At 65.3% G+C, this 18795-nt stretch carries 16 protein-coding genes, 1 tRNA gene and 2 pseudogenes; 11 read left to right on the plus strand and 8 right to left on the minus strand.

All coding sequences use genetic code 11. From position 1 onward, the window contains the following. Genes ACSKB9_RS26610 through ACSKB9_RS26620 form a run of 3 tightly spaced genes read right to left on the minus strand, consistent with a single transcriptional unit; the run spans position 1 to position 4031 of the window. Entirely contained in the window at positions 1-1134 is a 1134-nt protein-coding gene (locus ACSKB9_RS26610; protein WP_438076803.1) for an NADH:flavin oxidoreductase/NADH oxidase, read from the minus strand. A gap of 44 nt (positions 1135-1178) precedes the next feature. Then, entirely contained in the window at positions 1179-2396 is a 1218-nt protein-coding gene (locus ACSKB9_RS26615) for an ABC transporter substrate-binding protein (protein ID WP_438076805.1), read from the minus strand. Positions 2397-2411: 15 nt separating this feature from the next. After that, on the minus strand, positions 2412-4031 hold the full coding sequence (locus tag ACSKB9_RS26620) for an AMP-binding protein (RefSeq protein ID WP_438076807.1): 1620 nt from the start codon (positions 4029-4031) through the stop codon (positions 2412-2414). Positions 4032-4246: 215 nt separating this feature from the next. Between ACSKB9_RS26620 and ACSKB9_RS26625 the strand changes: the two genes are divergently transcribed. After that, positions 4247-5002, plus strand: coding sequence for an N-acyl homoserine lactonase family protein (locus ACSKB9_RS26625; protein WP_438076809.1), 756 nt, complete (start codon positions 4247-4249; stop codon positions 5000-5002). Between the two features lie 91 nt (positions 5003-5093). Next, on the plus strand, positions 5094-5876 hold the full coding sequence (locus ACSKB9_RS26630) for an SDR family NAD(P)-dependent oxidoreductase (protein ID WP_438076811.1): 783 nt from the start codon (positions 5094-5096) through the stop codon (positions 5874-5876). A 195-nt stretch (positions 5877-6071) separates the two neighbouring features. On the opposite strand, the pseudogene ACSKB9_RS26635 reads toward ACSKB9_RS26630, so the two are convergent. Further along, positions 6072-6349, minus strand: a pseudogene (locus ACSKB9_RS26635) (GlsB/YeaQ/YmgE family stress response membrane protein). Positions 6350-6385: 36 nt separating this feature from the next. After that, entirely contained in the window at positions 6386-6991 is a 606-nt protein-coding gene (locus tag ACSKB9_RS26640) for a YidB family protein (RefSeq protein WP_438076813.1), read from the minus strand. 151 nt (positions 6992-7142) lie between these two features. Here ACSKB9_RS26640 and ACSKB9_RS26645 point away from each other — a divergent pair, with 151 nt between their 5' ends. The 3 genes from ACSKB9_RS26645 to ACSKB9_RS26655 are packed head-to-tail and all read left to right on the plus strand — an operon-like array spanning position 7143 to position 8857. Then, the gene (locus ACSKB9_RS26645; RefSeq protein ID WP_438076815.1) at positions 7143-8165 is read left to right on the plus strand and encodes a 2-dehydropantoate 2-reductase; all 1023 of its coding nucleotides are present in this window, start codon (positions 7143-7145) and stop codon (positions 8163-8165) included. Between the two features lie 40 nt (positions 8166-8205). Next, complete coding sequence (locus ACSKB9_RS26650) at positions 8206-8412, plus strand: hypothetical protein (protein WP_057020159.1); 207 nt, start codon at positions 8206-8208, stop codon at positions 8410-8412. A gap of 22 nt (positions 8413-8434) precedes the next feature. Beyond that, the gene (locus tag ACSKB9_RS26655; RefSeq protein WP_438076817.1) at positions 8435-8857 is read left to right on the plus strand and encodes a CAP domain-containing protein; all 423 of its coding nucleotides are present in this window, start codon (positions 8435-8437) and stop codon (positions 8855-8857) included. On the opposite strand, the gene ACSKB9_RS26660 is transcribed toward ACSKB9_RS26655, so the two are convergent. From ACSKB9_RS26660 to ACSKB9_RS26670, 3 genes are all read right to left on the minus strand, one after another. Next, positions 8847-9521 carry a hypothetical protein gene (locus ACSKB9_RS26660; protein WP_438076819.1) on the minus strand — a complete coding sequence of 225 codons (675 nt, stop codon included), beginning with the start codon at positions 9519-9521 and terminating at the stop codon, positions 8847-8849. The genes ACSKB9_RS26655 and ACSKB9_RS26660 overlap by 11 nt on opposite strands. 192 nt (positions 9522-9713) lie before the next feature. Further along, positions 9714-10811 carry a helix-turn-helix transcriptional regulator gene (locus ACSKB9_RS26665; RefSeq protein WP_438076821.1) on the minus strand — a complete coding sequence of 366 codons (1098 nt, stop codon included), beginning with the start codon at positions 10809-10811 and terminating at the stop codon, positions 9714-9716. Between the two features lie 200 nt (positions 10812-11011). Then, the gene (locus ACSKB9_RS26670; RefSeq protein WP_438076823.1) at positions 11012-11662 is read right to left on the minus strand and encodes a TetR/AcrR family transcriptional regulator; all 651 of its coding nucleotides are present in this window, start codon (positions 11660-11662) and stop codon (positions 11012-11014) included. An 84-nt stretch (positions 11663-11746) separates the two neighbouring features. On the opposite strand from ACSKB9_RS26670, the gene ACSKB9_RS26675 reads away from it, so the two are divergent. The 6 genes and pseudogenes from ACSKB9_RS26675 to ACSKB9_RS26700 all read left to right on the plus strand — a co-directional run bounded on the left by ACSKB9_RS26675 (position 11747) and on the right by ACSKB9_RS26700 (position 18765). Beyond that, positions 11747-13249: a flavin-containing monooxygenase gene (locus ACSKB9_RS26675; RefSeq protein ID WP_438076825.1), complete on the plus strand. Its 1503-nt coding sequence runs from the start codon at positions 11747-11749 to the stop codon at positions 13247-13249. Between the two features lie 118 nt (positions 13250-13367). After that, a tRNA-Arg gene (locus ACSKB9_RS26680) sits at positions 13368-13444 on the plus strand. Between the two features lie 414 nt (positions 13445-13858). Further along, positions 13859-15031 (plus strand): UbiA family prenyltransferase, encoded by a 1173-nt coding sequence (locus ACSKB9_RS26685; RefSeq protein WP_438080409.1) that lies wholly within the window; start codon positions 13859-13861, stop codon positions 15029-15031. Positions 15032-15033: 2 nt separating this feature from the next. Continuing rightward, positions 15034-16418 (plus strand): annotated as a pseudogene (locus ACSKB9_RS26690) (FAD-binding protein). Further along, entirely contained in the window at positions 16418-17164 is a 747-nt protein-coding gene (locus tag ACSKB9_RS26695; RefSeq protein WP_438076827.1) for an SDR family oxidoreductase, read from the plus strand. The pseudogene ACSKB9_RS26690 and the gene ACSKB9_RS26695 overlap by 1 nt, the downstream one beginning before the upstream one ends. Continuing rightward, complete coding sequence (locus ACSKB9_RS26700; protein WP_438076829.1) at positions 17164-18765, plus strand: hypothetical protein; 1602 nt, start codon at positions 17164-17166, stop codon at positions 18763-18765. Before ACSKB9_RS26695 ends, ACSKB9_RS26700 begins: the two co-directional genes overlap by 1 nt. Positions 18766-18795 lie beyond the last annotated feature (30 nt).

Genomic DNA, 18795 nt, shown 5'->3' on the forward strand with positions numbered 1-18795 from the left:
CTATCGTCCCTGCTGCGCCACCCGCCGCTTCAGCCACCAGCCATATTGCTCGGGCCAACTCGTCCACTCCGGATCGCATCCGAGCGCAAGTGCCGTCTGCGCGGGCCAGTTCGGATTCCACAGCAATTCGCGGCCGAGCGCAATAAGCGTCGCCTTGCCGTCCCGCAAAATGGCTTCGGCGTAGTCCGGTTCGCGGATCAGCCCGACCGCCACCGTCGGTATGCCGGCTTCCTTCTGGATGCGCTCGGCGAACGGCACCTGGAAGCCCGGGGTGCGCGACACCAGCGAATTGCCGCGCGGCAGCTTCATGCCGCCTGACGAGCAGTCCACCATGTCGATCCCGATCGCCTTCAGCTCCGCCGCAAACGCGATCGAGTCCTCGATCGACCAGCCGATGTCGACGCCGTCGACCGACGAGATGCGGACGAAGGCCGGCAGATGGCTGGGCCACTCCTCGCGCATGACCGCCGCGATCCGCAGCGGCAGGCGCATGCGGTTCTCGCGCGACCCGCCATACTCGTCGTTGCGGTTGTTCGCCAGCGGCGACAGGAACGAGTGCATCAGATAGCCGTGCGCGCAGTGCAGCTCGATGACGTCATAGCCGGCCGCCCTGGCGCGACGAAATGCCTGGCGATAGTCGTCCACCAGGGCATCGATCTGCTCTGAAGTCATCATCTGCGGTGCCGGCCAGCCGTCATCGAAGGGAATGCCGCTCGAGGCCGCGATCTGCCATGGGCCTTCGCCGCGTGCCTTGATGTCAGCTTCGCCGAGCGGGTTGCCGCCTTCCCACGGCCGCTGCGAGGAGCCTTTCCGGCCGCCATGTGCGATCTGGATCGCGGCCTTGGCGTTGAAGCTGTGGATCAGCGCGGCGAGGGCGGCGTGGTCCGCGATGTGCGCATCGTCCCAGATGCCGAGGCATCCATGGGTGATGCGCCCCTGGGTGTTCACCGAGCTCTGCTCGACGAACACGAGGCCGGCGCCGCCGGCGGCGAGCTTGCCGATATGCGCGGTGTGCCAATCGGTGGCGCGCCCCTCCTGCGCCGAATAGGTCGCCATCGGCGAGACCATGATCCGGTTCTTCAGTTCGAGATCGCGCAATTGCAGCGGGGTGAAAAGCAGCGGCAGCTCAGTCATGGGGTGTCCAGCCTTGCTTGTGGTTTGCGGATTTGTGCGCGCAGTCATTTCTTCAGCAGCGGACAGGCGCTTTCCTCTGGCGTCGCGAACGCCTCCTTGCCCGGGATCACCTGAACGAGCTTCTCGTAGTCCCAGGCGCCCTTGGACTCCGCCGGCGACTTCACCTGCACGAGATACATGTCGTGGATGAGCTGGCCGTCCTCGCGCAGGAAAGCGTTGCGGGCAAAGAAGTCGTCGATCGGCATGTCCTTCATCTGCGCGATCACCCTGGGGCCGTCGTCGGTGCCGGATTTCTCGATCGCCTTGAGATAGTTCATGACAGCGGAGTAGAGACCGGCCTGCACCATGGTCGGCCGCTTCTTGGTCCTGGCCATGAAGCGCGCGGCAAAGTCGCGGGTCTTGTCGTCGAGATCCCAATAGAAGGCGGTCGCGAGCTGCAGCCCCTGGGCGGCCTGCAGGCCGATCGCGTGGATGTCGCTGGTCTGCATCAGGAAGGCCGCGAGCTTCTGCTGCTGCGCCATCCCGAATTCCTGCGCCTGCCGGATCGAGTTGGCGAGATCGCCGCCGGTGTTGGCGAACGCGATCACATCGGCCTGCGAGCTCTGGGCCTGCAGCAGATAGGACGAGAAATCCATGCTGTTGAGCGGATGCCGCACCTCGCCGGCGATACTGCCGCCGACCTTCTCCACGGTCCTGGCCGCATCGTTGCGCAGCGCATGGCCGAAGGCGTAGTCGACCGTGACGAAGTACCAGCTCTTCGCGCCCGATTTGGCCAGCGCCCGCACCGTGCTGTTGGCGAGCGCATAGGTGTTGTAGGTCCACTGCACCGAATTCGCCGAGCAGCCCTTTCCGGTCAGATCGGAGGAGCCGGCCGACGACACCAGCATCGCCTTGTTCTTCTGCTTGGTGAGCTCGAGCACGGCGAAGGCGACGGCGGAATTGGCGAAATCGACGATGACGTCGACATTCTCCTGCTCATACCAGCGCCGCGCGATGCCGGCGCCGATGTCCGCCTTGTTCTGATGGTCGGCATCGACCATCGCGATCGGCTTGCCCAGCACCTTGCCGCCGAAATCCGCGATCGCCATCCGGACCGCTTCGACCGCTCCGGGGCCGGCGGCGTCGGCGTAGAGTCCGGCCTGATCGGTCAGCACGCCGATCTTCACCGCGTCGTCGGAAATCTGCGCGTGGGATGGCGCGGCGGCGAAGGCGACTGAGAGGATTGCAGCGCTCGCGGCGATCCATCCGTATCTCGATGTCATTGTCCTTGGTTTCCTCTAGTTCGATTGCCTTATGGCGTTGATCTTGTCTTGCCGCAGGTCGATCATGCCCGGATGCGACTGCGGATCCCTGTCCGCGCCCAGCAGCACGTGCTTCTGGATCTTGTTGGTCGAGGTCAGCGGCAACTCGGCGACGAAGGCGATCCACGCCGGCAGCTTGAACGCCGCCAGGCGTTCGCGGCAGAAGTGGAAGATGTCCTGCGCGAGCTCGCGTGAAGCATCGGTGCCGTCGTTGCTCACGATGAAGGCCGCAACTTCCTCGTCGCGGATCGGATCGCGCGCGGCGATGACTGCGGCCTGCTTGACCTGAGGCGACGTCGTCAGCACGGCCTCGACCTCCGCCGCCGAGATGTTCTCGCCGGCGCGCCGGACCAGATGCTTCAGCCGGTCGACGAACACGAAGGCGCCGTCCTCGTGCTGCCAGGCGCTGTCGCCGGTGTGAAACCAGCCGCCGCGCCAGGCCTGCTCGGTGGCCTCGGGGTCCTTCAGATAGCCGGAGAAGAAGCCGCGCCGCGGCGTCGCTTCCGAATGGCGCACGCAGAGCTCACCGACTGCGCCAGCTGGCAGCGCATTGCCGTCGGCATCGAGGATGATCATTTCGAGGCCGGGCACGCTGCGGCCGATCGTGTTGGTCTCGAGATGGCGCGGCTCGACTGTGTTGAAGGGGCTGCGTCCGGTCTCCGTCATGCCCCAGCCCTCGACGAAGGGGACGCCGAAGCGTTCGCGAGCCCGCGCGCGTTGCTCGGGATTGGCGCCGACGCCCATCGAGAAGCGCAGCGCATGGGCTTTCTCGTCCGGCGTCTCCGGCTGCGCCAGCAGGGCCGCGACGATCACGCCGAGATAGTGCAGCACGCTCGCCCGGCATGCGACGATATCGCGCCAGGCAAATTTCGCGTTGAAGCGTTCCGGCAGGATCAGGCAGCCGCCGGTCAGCATCATCGCGATCGGGGTCAGCGTCAGGCCGGCCATGTGAAATAGCGGCAGCGGGCTGTAGAGGCGCTCCGTTCCTGCATGGTATGTCGCCTCGCCGCCGTGGCTGACGTACCAGCGGCCGGTCGAGACCACGTATTCATTGGTCAGGATGCATCCCTTCGGACGCGCCGTCGTGCCTGACGTGTACAGCAGCGCGGCCTCGGTCTCGCTTCCCGGCTCGCCGGCGCGCGGTACTGGCCGCCTGGCCTGCGGCACTTTCTCGACGCTGGCGCCGACATCGTCACCGGAGACGGTGAGCAGCGGAACGTCGCCGGTCAGCGCCTTCTGCAATTCCTTCTGATCGGCCAGCGTGACGATCAGGTCGGGCTCGGCATGTGCGATAAGGTATGCGATTTCCACCGCGCGATAGGCCGGGTTGATCGGAACGATCGAGACGCCGAGGCCGTTGAGCGCCAGCCAATGCACGATGAAATCGGGCCGGTTCTCCAGCAGCAGGCAGGCGCGGTGTCCGTGGCCGAAGCCTGCTGCGCGGTACTGATCGCGCAATGCGCAGACCTGCCGCGCAATGGCGCCATAGGACAGTTCGATGCCATCGGGAAAGTATGCGCGGTCGGCACGCGCGGGAATGCAGAGGAAGGGTTTGAATGCTGCCGCATCGGATGTCGCAGCGAACGTGCTGAACACGGTGTACATCGTGGCGAAACTTCCCTCTGACGGCCGCTGATCGATGCCAACGATGCCGATCCGAAAGAGCCGGGTGCTTCGTTGAGCGCATTTGTCATGCGATCGCGACGTTGCGCGGAAGCTATAAGGATGAATAATATGCTGTCAAATCCATTATGAGTTTCCATAAAACTCATATGTAGTTTGAAGTCAAAAACAGAGGTAACGAGATGAAGATGCATATGTTGTCGGGCGGCCGGCTCCAGATGTCGAAGCGGACCTATCTGCCCGATGCGGCGCGCGGCGAGATGATCGATCTCCCGGTCGCCTGCGTGCTGTTGCGGCATGCGCAGGGCAATGTGCTGTTCGATACCGGATGCCATCCCGATGTCGCGACCGATCCTGAAGGACGGCTCGGCACGCTGGCCAAATACATGCGCCCGATCATGCCGGCGGATGATCATGTGCTGACGAGCCTGAAGGCCGTTGGCCTTGGCGCTGATGACATCGACGTGGTGATCTGCTCCCACCTGCACACCGACCATTGCGGCTGCAACGCCTTCTTCAAGAAGGCGACGATCTTCGTCCACGCGCTCGAGGTCGAAGCCGCGAATGCCGATAACGCGTTCGATCGCGGATACATCAAGGCGGATTGGGATCATCCGCTGAAGATGGAGATCTTCGATAGGCAGATGGACGTGTTCGGCGACGGCAAGCTGACGCTGGTCCCGCTGCCCGGACACTCGAAGGGAACGACCGGCGCGCTGGTCAAGCTCGACAACAGCGGCGAATTCCTGCTCGCCTCCGACGCGCTCAGTGTGCGCGCCAATCTCGACCAGCGGACCTCGCCGAGGAACAGCCTCGACGTCGACCAGTTCTTGAAGTCGCTCGACGAGATCGCCAGGCTCGAGGCGTCCGGCGTCAAGATCATCTGCGGCCATGACGAGGCGCAGTGGGCCAGCCTGCAAAAGGGGCTGAACGCGTATACGTGAGGATTCGGGCGCGGCTTGCAGATGTCGTTCCACGCGATATGGTGTGCCGCCGCCGGAGTTCATCTGGCTCACAACAACAAGGAAAATGCAGATGTCCAAGGATGGTTTGTGCGTGATCGTGACGGGATCGGCATCGGGACTCGGCGCCGCCACCGCGCAAATCCTCGCCACGCAGGGCGCGCGCCTCGTCATCAACTATTCCAACAGCAAGGCGGAAGCCGAGGCGACCGCGGAAGTCTGCCGCAAGCAGGGCGCCGAGGTGCTGGTGGTGCAGGGCGACGTCTCGCGCGATGAGGACTGCAAGAAGATCGCAGCCGCCGCGCAGGGCTGGGGCCGCCTCGACGTGCTCGTCAACAATGCGGGCACCACCAAGCATGTGCCGCATCACGATCTCGACGGCCTGACCGCGGAAGATTTCCAGCGCATCTATGCCGTCAACACCATCGGCCCGTTCCAGATGGTTCGTGCCGCGCGCGCGCTGCTCGAAGCCGGCGCGAAGGCATCTAGCCGTCCGTCGGCGGTAGTGAACGTCTCCTCGGTCGCCGGCATTTCCGGCGGTGGTTCGTCGGTCGCCTATGCCGCGAGCAAGGGCGCGCTCAACACCATGACGCAGTCGCTGGCGCGCGCGCTGGCGCCGTTGATCCGCGTCAACACGGTGTGTCCCGGTTATATCGATACGCCCTGGTTCACCAAGGGGCGCGGCGAGGCGCAGGCGAAACAGGTGCGCGATACCGTGATCGCGCGCGTGCCGCTGAAGGTCGCCTCGACGGCCGAAGATATCGCCAATCTGGTCTGCTTCCTGGCAAGCCCGGCGTCGAGCAACATGACCGGCGAATTCGTCCGCATGGATGCCGGCATGCATCTGATTCAGTGAGGTCGCTATCCGTCTTCCGAACTGCGGCAGAAATGAAAATGCCCGGGCGAGGCCCGGGCATTTGCATCTTGAGACAGGCTTTGTGCTTGTTCGGTCATTCCGGGGCGATGCGTCAGCATCGAACCCGGAATCTCGAGATTCCGGGTTCTCGCTTCGCGAGCCCCGGAATGACCGTTTTGGATGACGCCTACGGCGTCACCTGTTTCCGATATCCGGGATCACGCGCGCCGCGACCAGCCGGTTCCAGATGAACAGCACCACCAGCGCGCCGATCGTGGCGGTGATGAAGCCGGCGCCTTGTTCGGGACCGTAATGGCCGATCGCCTGGCCGATGAAGGTCGCAAGAACGCGCCGGCGATGCCGAGCACGGTGGTGAGAATGAAGCCGCTTGGATTGTTCGGCCCCGGCGACAGGAACCGCGCGATGATCCCCGCGACAAAGCCGACGATGATGACCCAGATGATGCCGCCCATGACTGTCGTCCTCCTCAGATGGAATCAACGCTACCGTCAGAGCCTGCGGTGCAACTCGTCGCCGCTCGGCAGCCGGCCGTCCGGCGTCAGATGATTGATCGCGTCGGGCAGATACTGGCTGAGGCCCTGCAGCAGTTCGTCGCGCGACAAGCCGCTCTGCGATGCCAGCGAGTTGATCTGGTCGGCGCCGAGCGCGTTGGCGAGATCGCCGGGCGCGATCTGCTTGTTGGGACCGTTGCTGACCCAGGAATTGGCCGCGTCGCCATGGCCCTTCTGCTGCAGCTGGTTGAGCAGATCGCCGAGGCCGCCGCTGAGCACGGTGCCGGCTGCGCCGCCGGCGAGCAGGCCGCCGAGGCCGCCCTTGAGCAGATCGCTGAGCCCGCCACCGCCGGCGCCGCCGGGCAGGCCTGCGGTGACGTTGCCGGGAGGAAGCGGCGGCGCCTGCACCGGCTTCGGCTCAGGGGCGCTCGCGTCCGCCTGGCCGCCGGAGAAATGCTTGACCGCCTTCCAGGCGAGCAGCGCGAGGATAGCCATCGTCATCGGCGACATTCCGCCGCCGCTCGAACTGTCGGATGAGGTGCTTGGCGCGCTCGGACCGCGCGGGCCGTTCTGCATGCCGTTGAGTACGTCGAGTAAACCCATGATCGTCTCCTGCCGCAACCGTGCCCCGAGCGGGAAACATAGCTTCCGCCCATGACGGTTACAAGGCGGGCCACCCGGACCGCGGTGCGTCGAAATAGGCAGGCAACCCAAGGTCTGCTATCGAGCCAATGATGAATGGACGTTTGGCCAGATGAACCAGGACCGGCCGATTGGCATTGCGGGCGCGGGAAGCATCGGCTGCTTCGTCGGCGGCACGTTCGCGGCTGCGGGGTGCCGTGTCGTGCTGCTGGCGCGGCCGCGGCTGATCCAGGAGATCGCAGGCAACGGCTTGCGGGTCAGCAGCTTTGACGGCTCCGAGCGGACGGTATCCGCGGACCGGCTCATTGTGTCCGACGATCCGTCGATCTTGTCCGACGTTCAGACCGTGCTGGTGACGGTGAAGAGCGCCGATACCGCTGCGATGGCCGATGCGATCGCGCGCCACGCGCCTGGCGATGCCGCGGTGATCAGCCTGCAGAATGGCGTCGGCAATGTGCCGCTGCTGCGCGACCGTCTGCCGGGCCGCAGGGTGCTCGGCGGCATGGTGCCGTTCAACGTGGTCGCGCTCGGCGACGGCCGCTTCCATCGCTCGACCTCCGGCGACATCGTCATCGCGCAGGATGACGCGGGCACCGCGGCGCGGCTGTCGGTGCCGGGCCTTGCGATCAAGCCCACCGGCGATATCGACGGCGTGCAGTGGGGCAAGCTGATCGTCAATCTCAACAATGCGCTCAATGCGCTGTCCAATATTCCGCTGCGGCAACAGCTCGCGCAGCGCGGCTGGCGACGACTGCTTGCCGATCAGATGGCCGAGGGCCTGGCCGCGGTGCGCGCCGAAGGCATTGCGCCGGTGTCGCCGACGCCGCTGCCGTCGAACTGGATGCCGCCTTTGCTGCGGCTGCCCGATGCGCTGTTCGACATGCTGCTCGGCCGCACCATGAAGATCGATCCCGAGGCGCGCTCCTCGATGTGGGAGGATCTGCAGCGCGGCCGCCGCACCGAGATCGACTATTTGCAGGGCGTGATTACCGCGATCGCGGATCGCCGCGGGCTCGCGGCGCCATTGTCGCGCCGCGTCATCGCGCTGATCCGGAAGGCGGAGGCGGACGGCAAGGGCTCGCCGGGGCTAACGCCCGAACAGATCCGCGATGGCAGTGACCATGAACGCCGATGATCGTCCGCCACGTCGATCGAACAACAGAGGAGATGACATCATGAAATGGTCCAGCATCATGCTGTTCACGCTTGTTGCGCTCGCGGCCGGCCCGGTCCGTGCGGCGCCGCCGACCGTGACACCGTCGCCTGGCTATGATGCGCGCTTGCAGGAGCAGCGCGCGGCGGCTGCGGCAGCCAGCCGAGCGGCCACGCCTGCGCACAAATCGGTCGCGCCCCGACACCACAAGCGCACCCGCGCGCACTGATCCATCACAGAGACGACTTCAGATGAAGCTGCTGTTCGTCGCGCTCACCTTCGTGTTTGGCTTCACCACGGCCTCAGGTGCCGCCGACTATGCCGGCTCGATCAGTGCCTACCGGCGCGCCAACCGCATGCCCGCGGTGAAGCTCGACGCGAAGCTGAACGCGATGGCGCTGAAGCAGGCCCAGGCGATGTCGGCGACCGGATCGGTCAGCCACTCCGCGGGCGGCAGCTTCTTCACGCGCATCGCGCCGCTCAAGAAGCAGCGCGCCGCCGAGAATATCGGCGCCGGCTTCATCGCCTTCGCCGAGATGCTGAAGCAGTGGGAGAATTCGCCGGGCCATCGCGAGAACCTGCTGATGCCGGGCGCCAAGCGCGTCGGCGTCGCCTTCGTCGACAATCCGAAGTCGCCGTACCGCAGGTTCTGGGCGATGGTGATTACCGATTGACCTCGGTTCGCTTCGCAACCTTGGTCGGTGGCGGCGGTGTCGGCGTGAACAGCTTCTTCAGGCCGTCCAATCCCTCGGAAAGCCGCGGCCATTCGCAGGAGAACGTACCCTTCATGCAGCTTGCCCGCTGCCGCGGCTCGGGAATGGGGACGGCAGCGACCCGCGGCTTGACCGGCCTTGCGGCAGGGACGGGGACTTTCGCAGTCTCACTGCGCACCGGCTCATTGTGCAATGACGCCTGCTGGATCTGCGGCGGCCGCACCGGCTGTGTCTCCTGCCGCTCGAGTTGCTTCGCATTGAACGCCGCGACGATACGCGAGCGGCGCTGCTGCTCGAGGTAGCCGGTATATTCCTGGTCGATCTTCTTCTGCTCGTCCGGCGTCGGATTAGGACCGGCGATGTCGAAGCTGCGGTCCTGCATGAAGTCGTAATAGGTGTAGCCACCGCCAGGCTTGCGACGGCCGGCGAACTTGGCGTTGCAATCGGCGAGTTGCGCGGTCTTGTCTTCCCTGGTCTTCGCCTTCTCGGCGAGGTCGGCGCAGTCCTCGAAGTCCTTCGGGCCGCCGCGCCACCATTGCGCGTGCGCGCTCATCGGCGCCAGCACGCAAGCGACGGCGAAAGCGGCAACAGCCAACGTCGATGATCGTGACGGCATCACGGACATTGAGACCAAACCCGAACGACACAGAGTGAGCAGATTGTCGCCATTTTAGTGACACTTGTCACCCGGGAACCCGACGATTTTCCTGACCTGTGGAATGTTGCCGCGGCTGATGGAACACAGCCTTCGCGATTGGAATAATTGAAGAATCTCATCGGAACGGGCCGGAGATCAGAACAATTCGCCTTTAATCGTTCACTTCACCCTGTGCAACAACGCAACCAGTTCCGCCTGCCGGTGGGTGCCGGTCTTCTGGAAGATCGTTTTGAGCTGATTGCGCGCGGTGGCAAGGGCAACGCCGGCCGCCTGCGCTGCCGCTTCGACCGAATCGCCGCGCGCAAGCCGCGCGGCGAGGCGTGCCTGTGCCGGCGTCAGCTCGAACGTCGCCGCCAGCAGCGCCTGATCGAACGCGGCGCTGCCTTCGAGATCGCGGATCAACAGGATCGCGCGCGCCCCGAGGAACGGCGCGCGCGCCGCCGGAGGCACCGGTTGGATCTGGATCACGATCGGCCGCTTGTCGATCCTGCGCACCACGATCGGCGACGACGGCAATGGGTGCAGGTCCGAGCTGTGGGCCAACTGATCGATCAGCCTGGTCAGATCGGCATTGGCCTGCCGGTCGAGCAGGGTGAGGCGATTGTTGCGGATCGCAAGGTCGTAGCCGAGACAGCGTTCCGCCTGGCTGTTCATGCCGATGACGGCGCCGAAGCGGCCGACGGCAATCGCAGCGACCTGGATCAGATCGAGCGCGCCGGTGATGCCCGAGAGCGCGGAGCGGCCAACGACGGCGGAGAGCGTCGCGGCTTCCGTGAGCGGCGCCGACACCCTTTGCAGCGCCTTGATCTCGTCGGCGTCGAACAAGCCCTCCCTGGGCGAGCGCTGGATCGTCAGTGCCCACAACGCCGGGCCGGAGTGGAAGCCGATCGCCGCGAACCATTTCAGTCCGAACTCGCCGAGCGTGGCGTAGAGCGGATCGCGCAGCATCTCGGTTTCGGATTCGAACAGATCCGCATCGGTGATGACATCGACGCCGGCATGCATCAGCGGCACGCCGCGGGCTGCGCGGATGTCGGTGAGGTGAAGATTGTGCGGGAAGTAGGTCTTGGTGAAATACTCGGTGATCGAGTCCGTGCGCGGAATGTCTTCAGTGCGGATATCGCTCTGAAGCATCGCGGCGCCGGTCGCGCCGACGGCGGTGCAGACCTCGTCCATGAAGGACGGCCAGGTCGAGGGATCGAGAACCACATCGCCGAGGCGCGCGGTCACATCGTCAAGCCTGTGCAGATCGACCAAAATTCAGCTCCGCCGATGCAAACAGCGTTGTTTTGTCAGGCGAAACAGGCTGCACCTCGTTGCGCCCGGTACCGGGAATAAGAGAACCCAGGGGCCCGATATGCAAGTTAAATCAGCGACAGGCTAGGGGCCGGGTCCGCGAGTGCTGGCGAAACATGATCGAAAATCGGCGGGTCCCGCTGGCCGGTGCGATCCGGCCGCTACGATAAGTGACCATCCTCACGGTGGTCGGCCTCGGTCAGCGCCACGCGGCAGAAGCTGGCGGCGATCGCGACGACCTCCTCCACGGCTTGCGGATATTGCTTCGACACCCAGCGCAGCGCGATCGAGATGACGGCGCCCACCATGCCGACCGAGAGCAGCGAGGCGGCCGCGCCCTTGTCGCTGCGCTTCGGGTCGAGCGCAGGCGGCACCAGGATGTCGCTGAAGACGCGCAAGGCGTCGAGCTTGACGGCATCGACCGCCGGACTGATGCCTGAAATTTCCAGCAGAAAGACCCGCGCGGGCTTCGGGTGCTCCTTTAGCCGCGTGAAATAGAGCGTCAGCGCAGCGCGCAGCCTCATCTCGGCATCGTCGCCTGCGGCTGCGGCGGCTGCGGTCATTTCGTCGTGCAGGTGGCCGACGACATGGCCGTAGGCGGCGATCAGCAGGGCTTCGCTGTTGGCAAAGGACTCGTAGAAATAGCGCTCGGTCAGCTCGGCCGCCTCGCAGATCGCCTTCACGGTGGCGCCGCGATAGCCGACCTCGCCATAGACCTCGATCGCCGCATCGATCAGCTTCAGCCGCCGCTCGGTGCGGCGTTCCTCGGCGTCCATACCGCCATAGAGGCGGGCTTTCCGGCTGCTTGCCATGAAAGTGTATTGACACGAAGCATTGTCAGATGTCAAGTTATCTGACAACATGTATTGTCAATACTGCCACGGGAGGGTCAGGGCGTGTCCGTTCATTTCGACGTGTTGATCGTGGGTGCGGGACTGTCGGGCATCGGCGCCGGCTATCATTTGCAGGCCAACTGCCCGGACCGCAGCTACGCCATTCTTGAAGGCCGCGACTGCATCGGCGGCACCTGGGATCTGTTCCGCTATCCCGGCATCCGCTCCGACTCCGACATGTACACGCTCGGCTATTCGTTCCGGCCGTGGACCGAGCCGAAGGCGATCGCCGACGGCCCCTCGATCCTGAACTATGTGCGCGAGACCGCGCGCGTCTACGGCATCGACAAGAACATCCGCTTCAACCACCGCGTCGTGCGCGCCGACTGGTCGTCGGCGGACTCGCAATGGACGGTCGAGGTCGAGCGCGGGCCGGAGAAGACGATCGAGCGCTTCACCTGCAACTTCCTGTTCATGTGCAGCGGCTACTACAAATATGAACACGGCTACACACCCGACTTCCCCGGCATCGCCGATTTCGCCGGCCGCGTCGTCCATCCCCAGAAATGGACCGACGACATCGACTATACGGCTAAGAAGGTGGTGGTGATCGGCAGCGGCGCGACCGCGGTGACGCTGGTGCCGGAAATGGCCAAGACCGCCGCCCATGTCACGATGCTGCAGCGTTCGCCGACCTATGTCGTGGCGCGGCCGGACGAGGACAAGGTCGCCAACTGGTTGCGCGCGCGGCTGCCCGCGAAACTCGCCTACGGCCTCACGCGCTGGAAGAACGTGCTGTTCGGCATGTATTTCTACCGGCTCTGCAAGCGCGATCCGGAGCGCGTGAAGAAGCTGATCCTCGGCGGCGTGCGCCACGCGCTCGGCCCCGACTACGACGTCGCCACCCATTTTACGCCGCGCTACAATCCGTGGGACCAGCGGCTTTGCCTGGTGCCGAACGGCGATCTGTTCCAATCGCTGCGCAGCGGCGGATCGTCCGTCGTCACAGATCAGATCGAGACCTTCACGCGTGGTGGCATCAAGCTCAAGAGCGGCAATGTGCTCGACGCCGACATCGTGGTGACCGCGACCGGCCTCGATCTGCAGGTGCTCGGCGGACTCGAGATCAATGTCGACGGCGCGCGAGTCGATCTGTCGAAGACCATGAACTACAAGGGGCTGATGTATAGCGGCGTGCCGAACCTCGCCGCCGCCTTCGGCTACACCAATGCGTCATGGACGCTGAAATGCGACCTGACCTGCGAATATGTGTGCCGCATGCTCAACCACATGAAGGCGCGTGGCTACGCGCAAGTCACGCCGCGGCGGAACGACCCGACCGTGACCGAACTGCCCTGGGTGGATTTCTCATCGGGCTATATCCAGCGCGCCGCCGCCAGGTTCCCCAAGCAGGGCTCGCGCCGGCCGTGGCGGCTCTACCAGAATTATGCGCTCGATATCGTGACGCTGCGCTTCGGCTCGCTGAAGGATGAGGCCATCGAGTTTCTCCCGGCGCGTCGGGCGAGCGCGGATGCCGCCTCGAATCCGGCCCGGCAGGTGGCGTAACGCGCGACGCGCCAAACGCCGGCAACTTCGCGCGCGCCCGATGTGGCGCGGGCTGGCGATCGCCCGGCAGCTCTGCTATGGGATGGCGACGCCTGCATGCTTTCGCTGCGGGCGGTGCGGTCCCGTAGCTCAGCCGGATAGAGCGACGGTTTCCTAAACCGTAGGTCGGAAGTTCGAGTCTTCCCGGGATCGCCATTTTTCGCTCACCGCGCGCTGTCGGCGAGGCTTTTCAACACGCATTTCGGCGCCATCTGCCCGGCGTTCGCTTCCCCCAAGTTCACCCGAGATCAAGTTCACCCCAAATTAGGGAAAGCCCGGGACAATGGGGAGGGGGCACCGGAAGACCGCGCGTATGCGAGCTAGCGTTCCAGAACGGGTTGAGCAGGGGGGCGGCGATGCCCTTCGCGATCCGCTGCGTTCAAAGGGCCGGCCGCTCGTCGTCGATGTCGACGAGGTCATGGTGCGGGGAAGCTCCGTCCCGGCCGATATCGCATCCGATCTGATCCGCCGCCTTCGCGCTTTCGCCGCGGCGATCACTGCATCCCTTGGACCGCAAGCGCGGTCAGCGCATGGTGCTGATCCATCGGGGTTCGATCCGTCCCGGGCGCAATTCGACCACGACGCGGTGAGGTTCCTGCTGCAGGTGCTGGGGAAGGCCGCCCGGTCTACCTTTGCTCGGAAACCCATCCCGAGCCGTTCGTCAGCGCGGTCGCCCAGCATCTTGGCGTCTTCACCGCCTGGGCCGCCGCGCCGGAACGTCAATTGCCGGCGGCGCAGCGCGAAGAGCCGCCGCCCGTGCTTCGGCAGGGCTTTGACTATATCGGCAGCGCGGCGGTCGCGTTGCCCGATTCCGCATCGCGCCTCGCGCGCTCCGCTCGATCCGAGCCGTCCGCGCCCGCGCGGGTCAGTATGCGCGTCAGTATGCGCAGCTGGCTGAAGCTGTTCAGGGTGCATCAATACGCCAAGAACGCTCTCGTGCTGGTGCCGCTGCTGACCGCACACAAATTCGCATTGGGATCGGCGGCGACGTCGCTGCTTGCCGTGATCGCATTCTCGCTCTGCGCGTCGGGCGCCTACATCCTGAACGATCTTCTCGACGTCGAGGCCGACCGCGCGCATCCGACCAAGCGCAACCGCCCGATCGCAAGCGGCGCCATTCCGGCATCGCGGGCCGTCGGCGCGATGGCCCTGGCGCTGGTCGCCGCATTTGCAATCGCAATGTCGATATCGATCGAGTTCGGCAGCGTCCTGCTCGGCTATTTCGCGCTGACCACCTCCTACTCGTTCTGGCTCAAGCGCATCGCGACCGTCGACGTCGTCGTGCTCGCCACGCTTTATACCGTCCGCGTGATCGGCGGCGCCGTCGCGATCAGCGTGCCGATGTCGGAATGGCTGCTCGCGTTCTCGCTGTTCATCTTCATGTCGCTGGCGCTGGTGAAGCGCTATATCGAGCTCGCCGGCCAGCCGGACGGCGCCGTGCTGGCGGCGCGCGGCTACCAGGTCGGGGACAAATCGATGATCGCGATCCTCGCCGCCGCGTCAGGCTTCAACGCCGTCGTGATCTTCACGCTCTACATCTCGTCCGATACGGTGCGCGCGCTTTACAGCCATCCGCAACTGCTCTGGGTCGGTTGCCCGATCTTGATGTACTGGATCGGCCGCGTGATGTTGTTCGCGCAGCGCGGATTGATCGACGACGATCCGGTCATCTTTGCGCTGAGGGATCGCGTCAGCTGGGTCGCGCTCGGCGCGATCGGCGCCATCATGCTCGCCGCCATCTAGCGATGCCGGCGGCTGCGTTACCAGGAGCTGTGATGTCGACCTCCAGTCCGGGCGGCATTGGCCTGTCCGGCTGGGGCAACTATCCGAAGGCGTCGTCCGAACTGCTGGCGCCGCAGACGCCCGCGGGCGCGCGGGACCACCTGCTTGCGCGGTCCGGCGTCGTCGCGCGCGGGGCCGGGCGGGCCTACGGCGATGCCGCGATCGGAACGCAATCCACGATTTCGTCGCGCGGCCTGAACCGGATGCGGAGTTTTGATGCCGCAACCGCGCGATTGACGGTCGAAGCCGGCGTGACCATCGCCGACATCCTTGCCGTTTTCGAGCCGCGCAGCTTCTTCCTTAAGGTCGTGCCCGGCACGAAATTCGTGACGGTCGGCGGCGCGATCGCGGCCGACGTTCACGGCAAGAACCATCATCGCGATGGCGGCTTCGGCAACATCGTCGATTCGTTCCGCCTCGCGCTGCCTGGCGGCGAGATCGTCACCTGCTCGCGATCGGAAAACGCCGCGCTGTTCGCGGCGACACTGGGAGGCATGGGGCTGACGGGCATCATCCTCGACGCGACGCTGCGGCTGCTGCCGATCGAGACCGCCTGGCTGCGTCAGGACACCCGCGTCGCCGGCAATCTCGACGCGGCGATCGATCAGCTGGAAAGCAGCGCATCGACCACTTATTCGGTGGCCTGGATCGACTGCCTTGCGCGCGGCGCCGCGCTCGGTCGGTCGCTGGTCTATCTGGCCGAGCACGCCACGCGGCGCGACAAGGATATGCTGGGGCCCGGCCTCGAGACGTTTCCCAGGCTTCGCGCGTCGCGGCTCGCGGTCCCCGAGCTGTTTCCGGGATGGCTGCTCAATCGCGCATCGATGCGGGTGTTCAACGAGCTGTACTTCCGCCGCGGCGCCGCGCATCCGGGCAAGCCGCGGCTGGTCCATTGGGACCCGTATTTCTTTCCGCTCGATGCGATCGCCGACTGGAACAGGATCTACGGCCGGCGCGGCTTCGTGCAATATCAATGCGTGATCCCGGCTGGCCGCGCGCGCCGCGTTCTCGCCGAAATTCTCGATCGTGTGTCGCGGCGCGGCGATGCGTCGTTTCTTGCGGTGCTCAAGCAGCTTGGCGAAGGCAGCGGGCCGATGTCGTTTCCTCTCCGCGGCTACACGCTGACGATGGATTTTCCCGTCACCGACGCGCTGTTCGCCTTTCTTGACCAGCTCGACGCGCTGGTGGTCGATGCCGGCGGCCGGCTCTATCTCGCCAAGGATGCGCGGCAGTCCCGCGCGACATTCGAATCCGGATATCCCGGCCTTGCGGCCTTGCGTGACGTCCGCCAGCAGATCGGGCGAACACCCGCCTCGTGTCCCATCTTTCAGCACGGCTTGGAATTTGATGACCGGCACAAAATCAATTCTGGTGATTGGCGGCAGTTCGGACATCGGGCACGCGACCGCGCTGCGCTATGCGAGGGAGGGATGGCGCGTGATGCTCGCCGCCCGCGATATCGGGGCGGCACAGCGCAATGCGGACGACATCAAGACGCGAAGCGGTATCGAAACCTCGGTTGTCGCGCTCGACGTGCTGCAGACAAGGCAGCTTGCCGGCTTCGTCGCCGGCCTTTCCCCACTTCCCGACACCGTCGTATGCGTTGTCGGAGAGCTCGGCGATCAATCGCGTGCCGAGACCGATCCCGAGCTTGCGACGCAGATCATGCGCACCAATTTCGAGGCGCCCAGCCTGCTGCTCGAACTGTTCGCGCAAGCCTTCGCTACGCGCGGCTCGGGCACCATCGTCGGCGTGAGCTCGGTCGCCGGCGATCGCGGCCGGGCCTCGAACTATTACTACGGCGCGGCCAAGGCCGGCTTCTCGCAATTCCTGTCCGGCTTGCGCAACCGCCTGGCGCTTGCGGGCAAGGTTCGTGTCGTCACCGTCAAGCCGGGATTCGTGCGGACCAGGATGACGGCGCATATGAAGCTGCCGGCTCCCCTGACGGTGCAGCCGGATCGGGTCGCGGAGGATATCTTCCGGGCCGATGTGACGAGGCCGCGTGACGTGATCTATGTGGCGCGCCGCTTCCGCCTGGTGATGGCGATCATCTGCGCGCTGCCGGAGACGATCTTCAAGCGGATGCGTATCTGATGCCGGGCGTCGCCGCCAACCACGCGTCGTTCCCGCGATCCAGCGCGATCCGGCAGAGCGTCCCGCTTGTGACGGCATCGCTGTGGCTCGTGCTGTTCGCGGTGACGCTGATCTTCAGCGTCACGCTCTGCGACGGCCGGCTGATCTTCACCCTCGACGATCCCTATATCCACCTCGCCGTCGCCGATCACATCCGGTCCGGCGGCTACGGCGTCAATGCGTCCGAGGTCTCGTCGCCAAGCTCGTCGATCATCTGGCCCTATCTGCTGGCCGTGACCGAGATGCTGCATCTTGGCGCATTCGGTCCACTCCTGATCAATGCCGCGGCAGCGGCAGCGACCGTCGTGGCTTTCCTGCGCATTCTTGAATCGGCTGAACTGCTTGGCCCCGGCCGGGAGAAGTCGCTGCTGTTTTTCGTCGCGTTGCTCGCCATTTTTTCGTCGAGCGCGATCGCCCTGCCGATGACCGGCATGGAGCACAGTCTTCACGTTTGGGCCACGGTCGCGACCTTCGGCGGCCTGACCGAAGCCGCACGCGGACGGCCGCCGACCGCCATGCATTTCGCGGCGCTGGTGCTGTTGCCGCTGATCCGCTTCGAGGGAATCGCGTTCGCCATCGCGGCGATGATAGGGTTTGCTCTGCTCGGCCACCGCCGTTTTGTGGCCGCGGCCGCCGCCGTGACGCTCTGCGCGTTCGCCGCGTATTTCGCGCGAATGGCCTCGCTCGGTCTCCCGCTGTTGCCGAGTTCGGTATTGCTCAAATCGCGCATCGCCGAATCCGGCTATGAAGGAAGCGGCGTGTTCGCCTCCATCCTCCGCAATCTCGGCGACGGCTTCGCTGATCCCGCCGGCTTCAGGCTGATGCTACTCGGTCTTGCGCTCGCCGGCGCGATGGCGTTGCTGCGCGCCGACCGGGGCGCGCTGATCGTCTGTGCGACGGTGCTCGCCGCGATCGCTGCGCATCTCGGCTTTGGCCAATATGGCTGGTTCTACCGGTATGAGGTTTACATCGTTGCGCTTGCGGTGCTGGCGCTGCTCTACGCGGTTGCACGCGCGCGAGCGGTCTTGAGCGTCCCGCAATGGACCGCCGCGACGCTCGCCAGCGTCGGGCTCGCCGGTTTTGCCAGCGTGGGCTATGTCAGCGCCGCCCTGGAGACGCCGTTTGCCTCGCGCGGCGTCTACGAGCAGCATTATCAGTTGGGACGCTTCGCCCAGCAGCTCTACCGGCGGCCGATTGCCGTGAACGACCTTGGGCTTGTTGCCTGGGGAAATCCGAACTTTGTCCTGGATCTGTGGGGGCTCGGTTCGGAACGCGTGCGCAAGGCGAAGCGCGCCGGCCGCTACGGCCCGGCCGAGATCGCCGCGCTCGCCGACGAGCATCATGTCGGCGTCGCCATGATCTACGACAGCTGGTTTGCGCAGGGCGTGCCGGCGAGCTGGAGGAAGGTCGCGATCCTGCACACGATTCCAGTGACCGGCGCGCGGGGCGACGTAAGCTTCTACGTCACGCCGGCCGCGCAGCCGGAGCTCGTCGCCGACGCCCTGCAGACCTTCGCGTCGACCCTGCCGGCGCGCGATCGTCTCGAAATGGTGGCGCCGTGAGCGTTGCGTGATCGCGGGGGGGCGCCGGGT

This window comes from Bradyrhizobium sp. BR 1433, from assembly GCF_051547665.1.
Classification (GTDB): Bacteria; Pseudomonadota; Alphaproteobacteria; order Rhizobiales; family Xanthobacteraceae; genus Bradyrhizobium; species Bradyrhizobium australafricanum.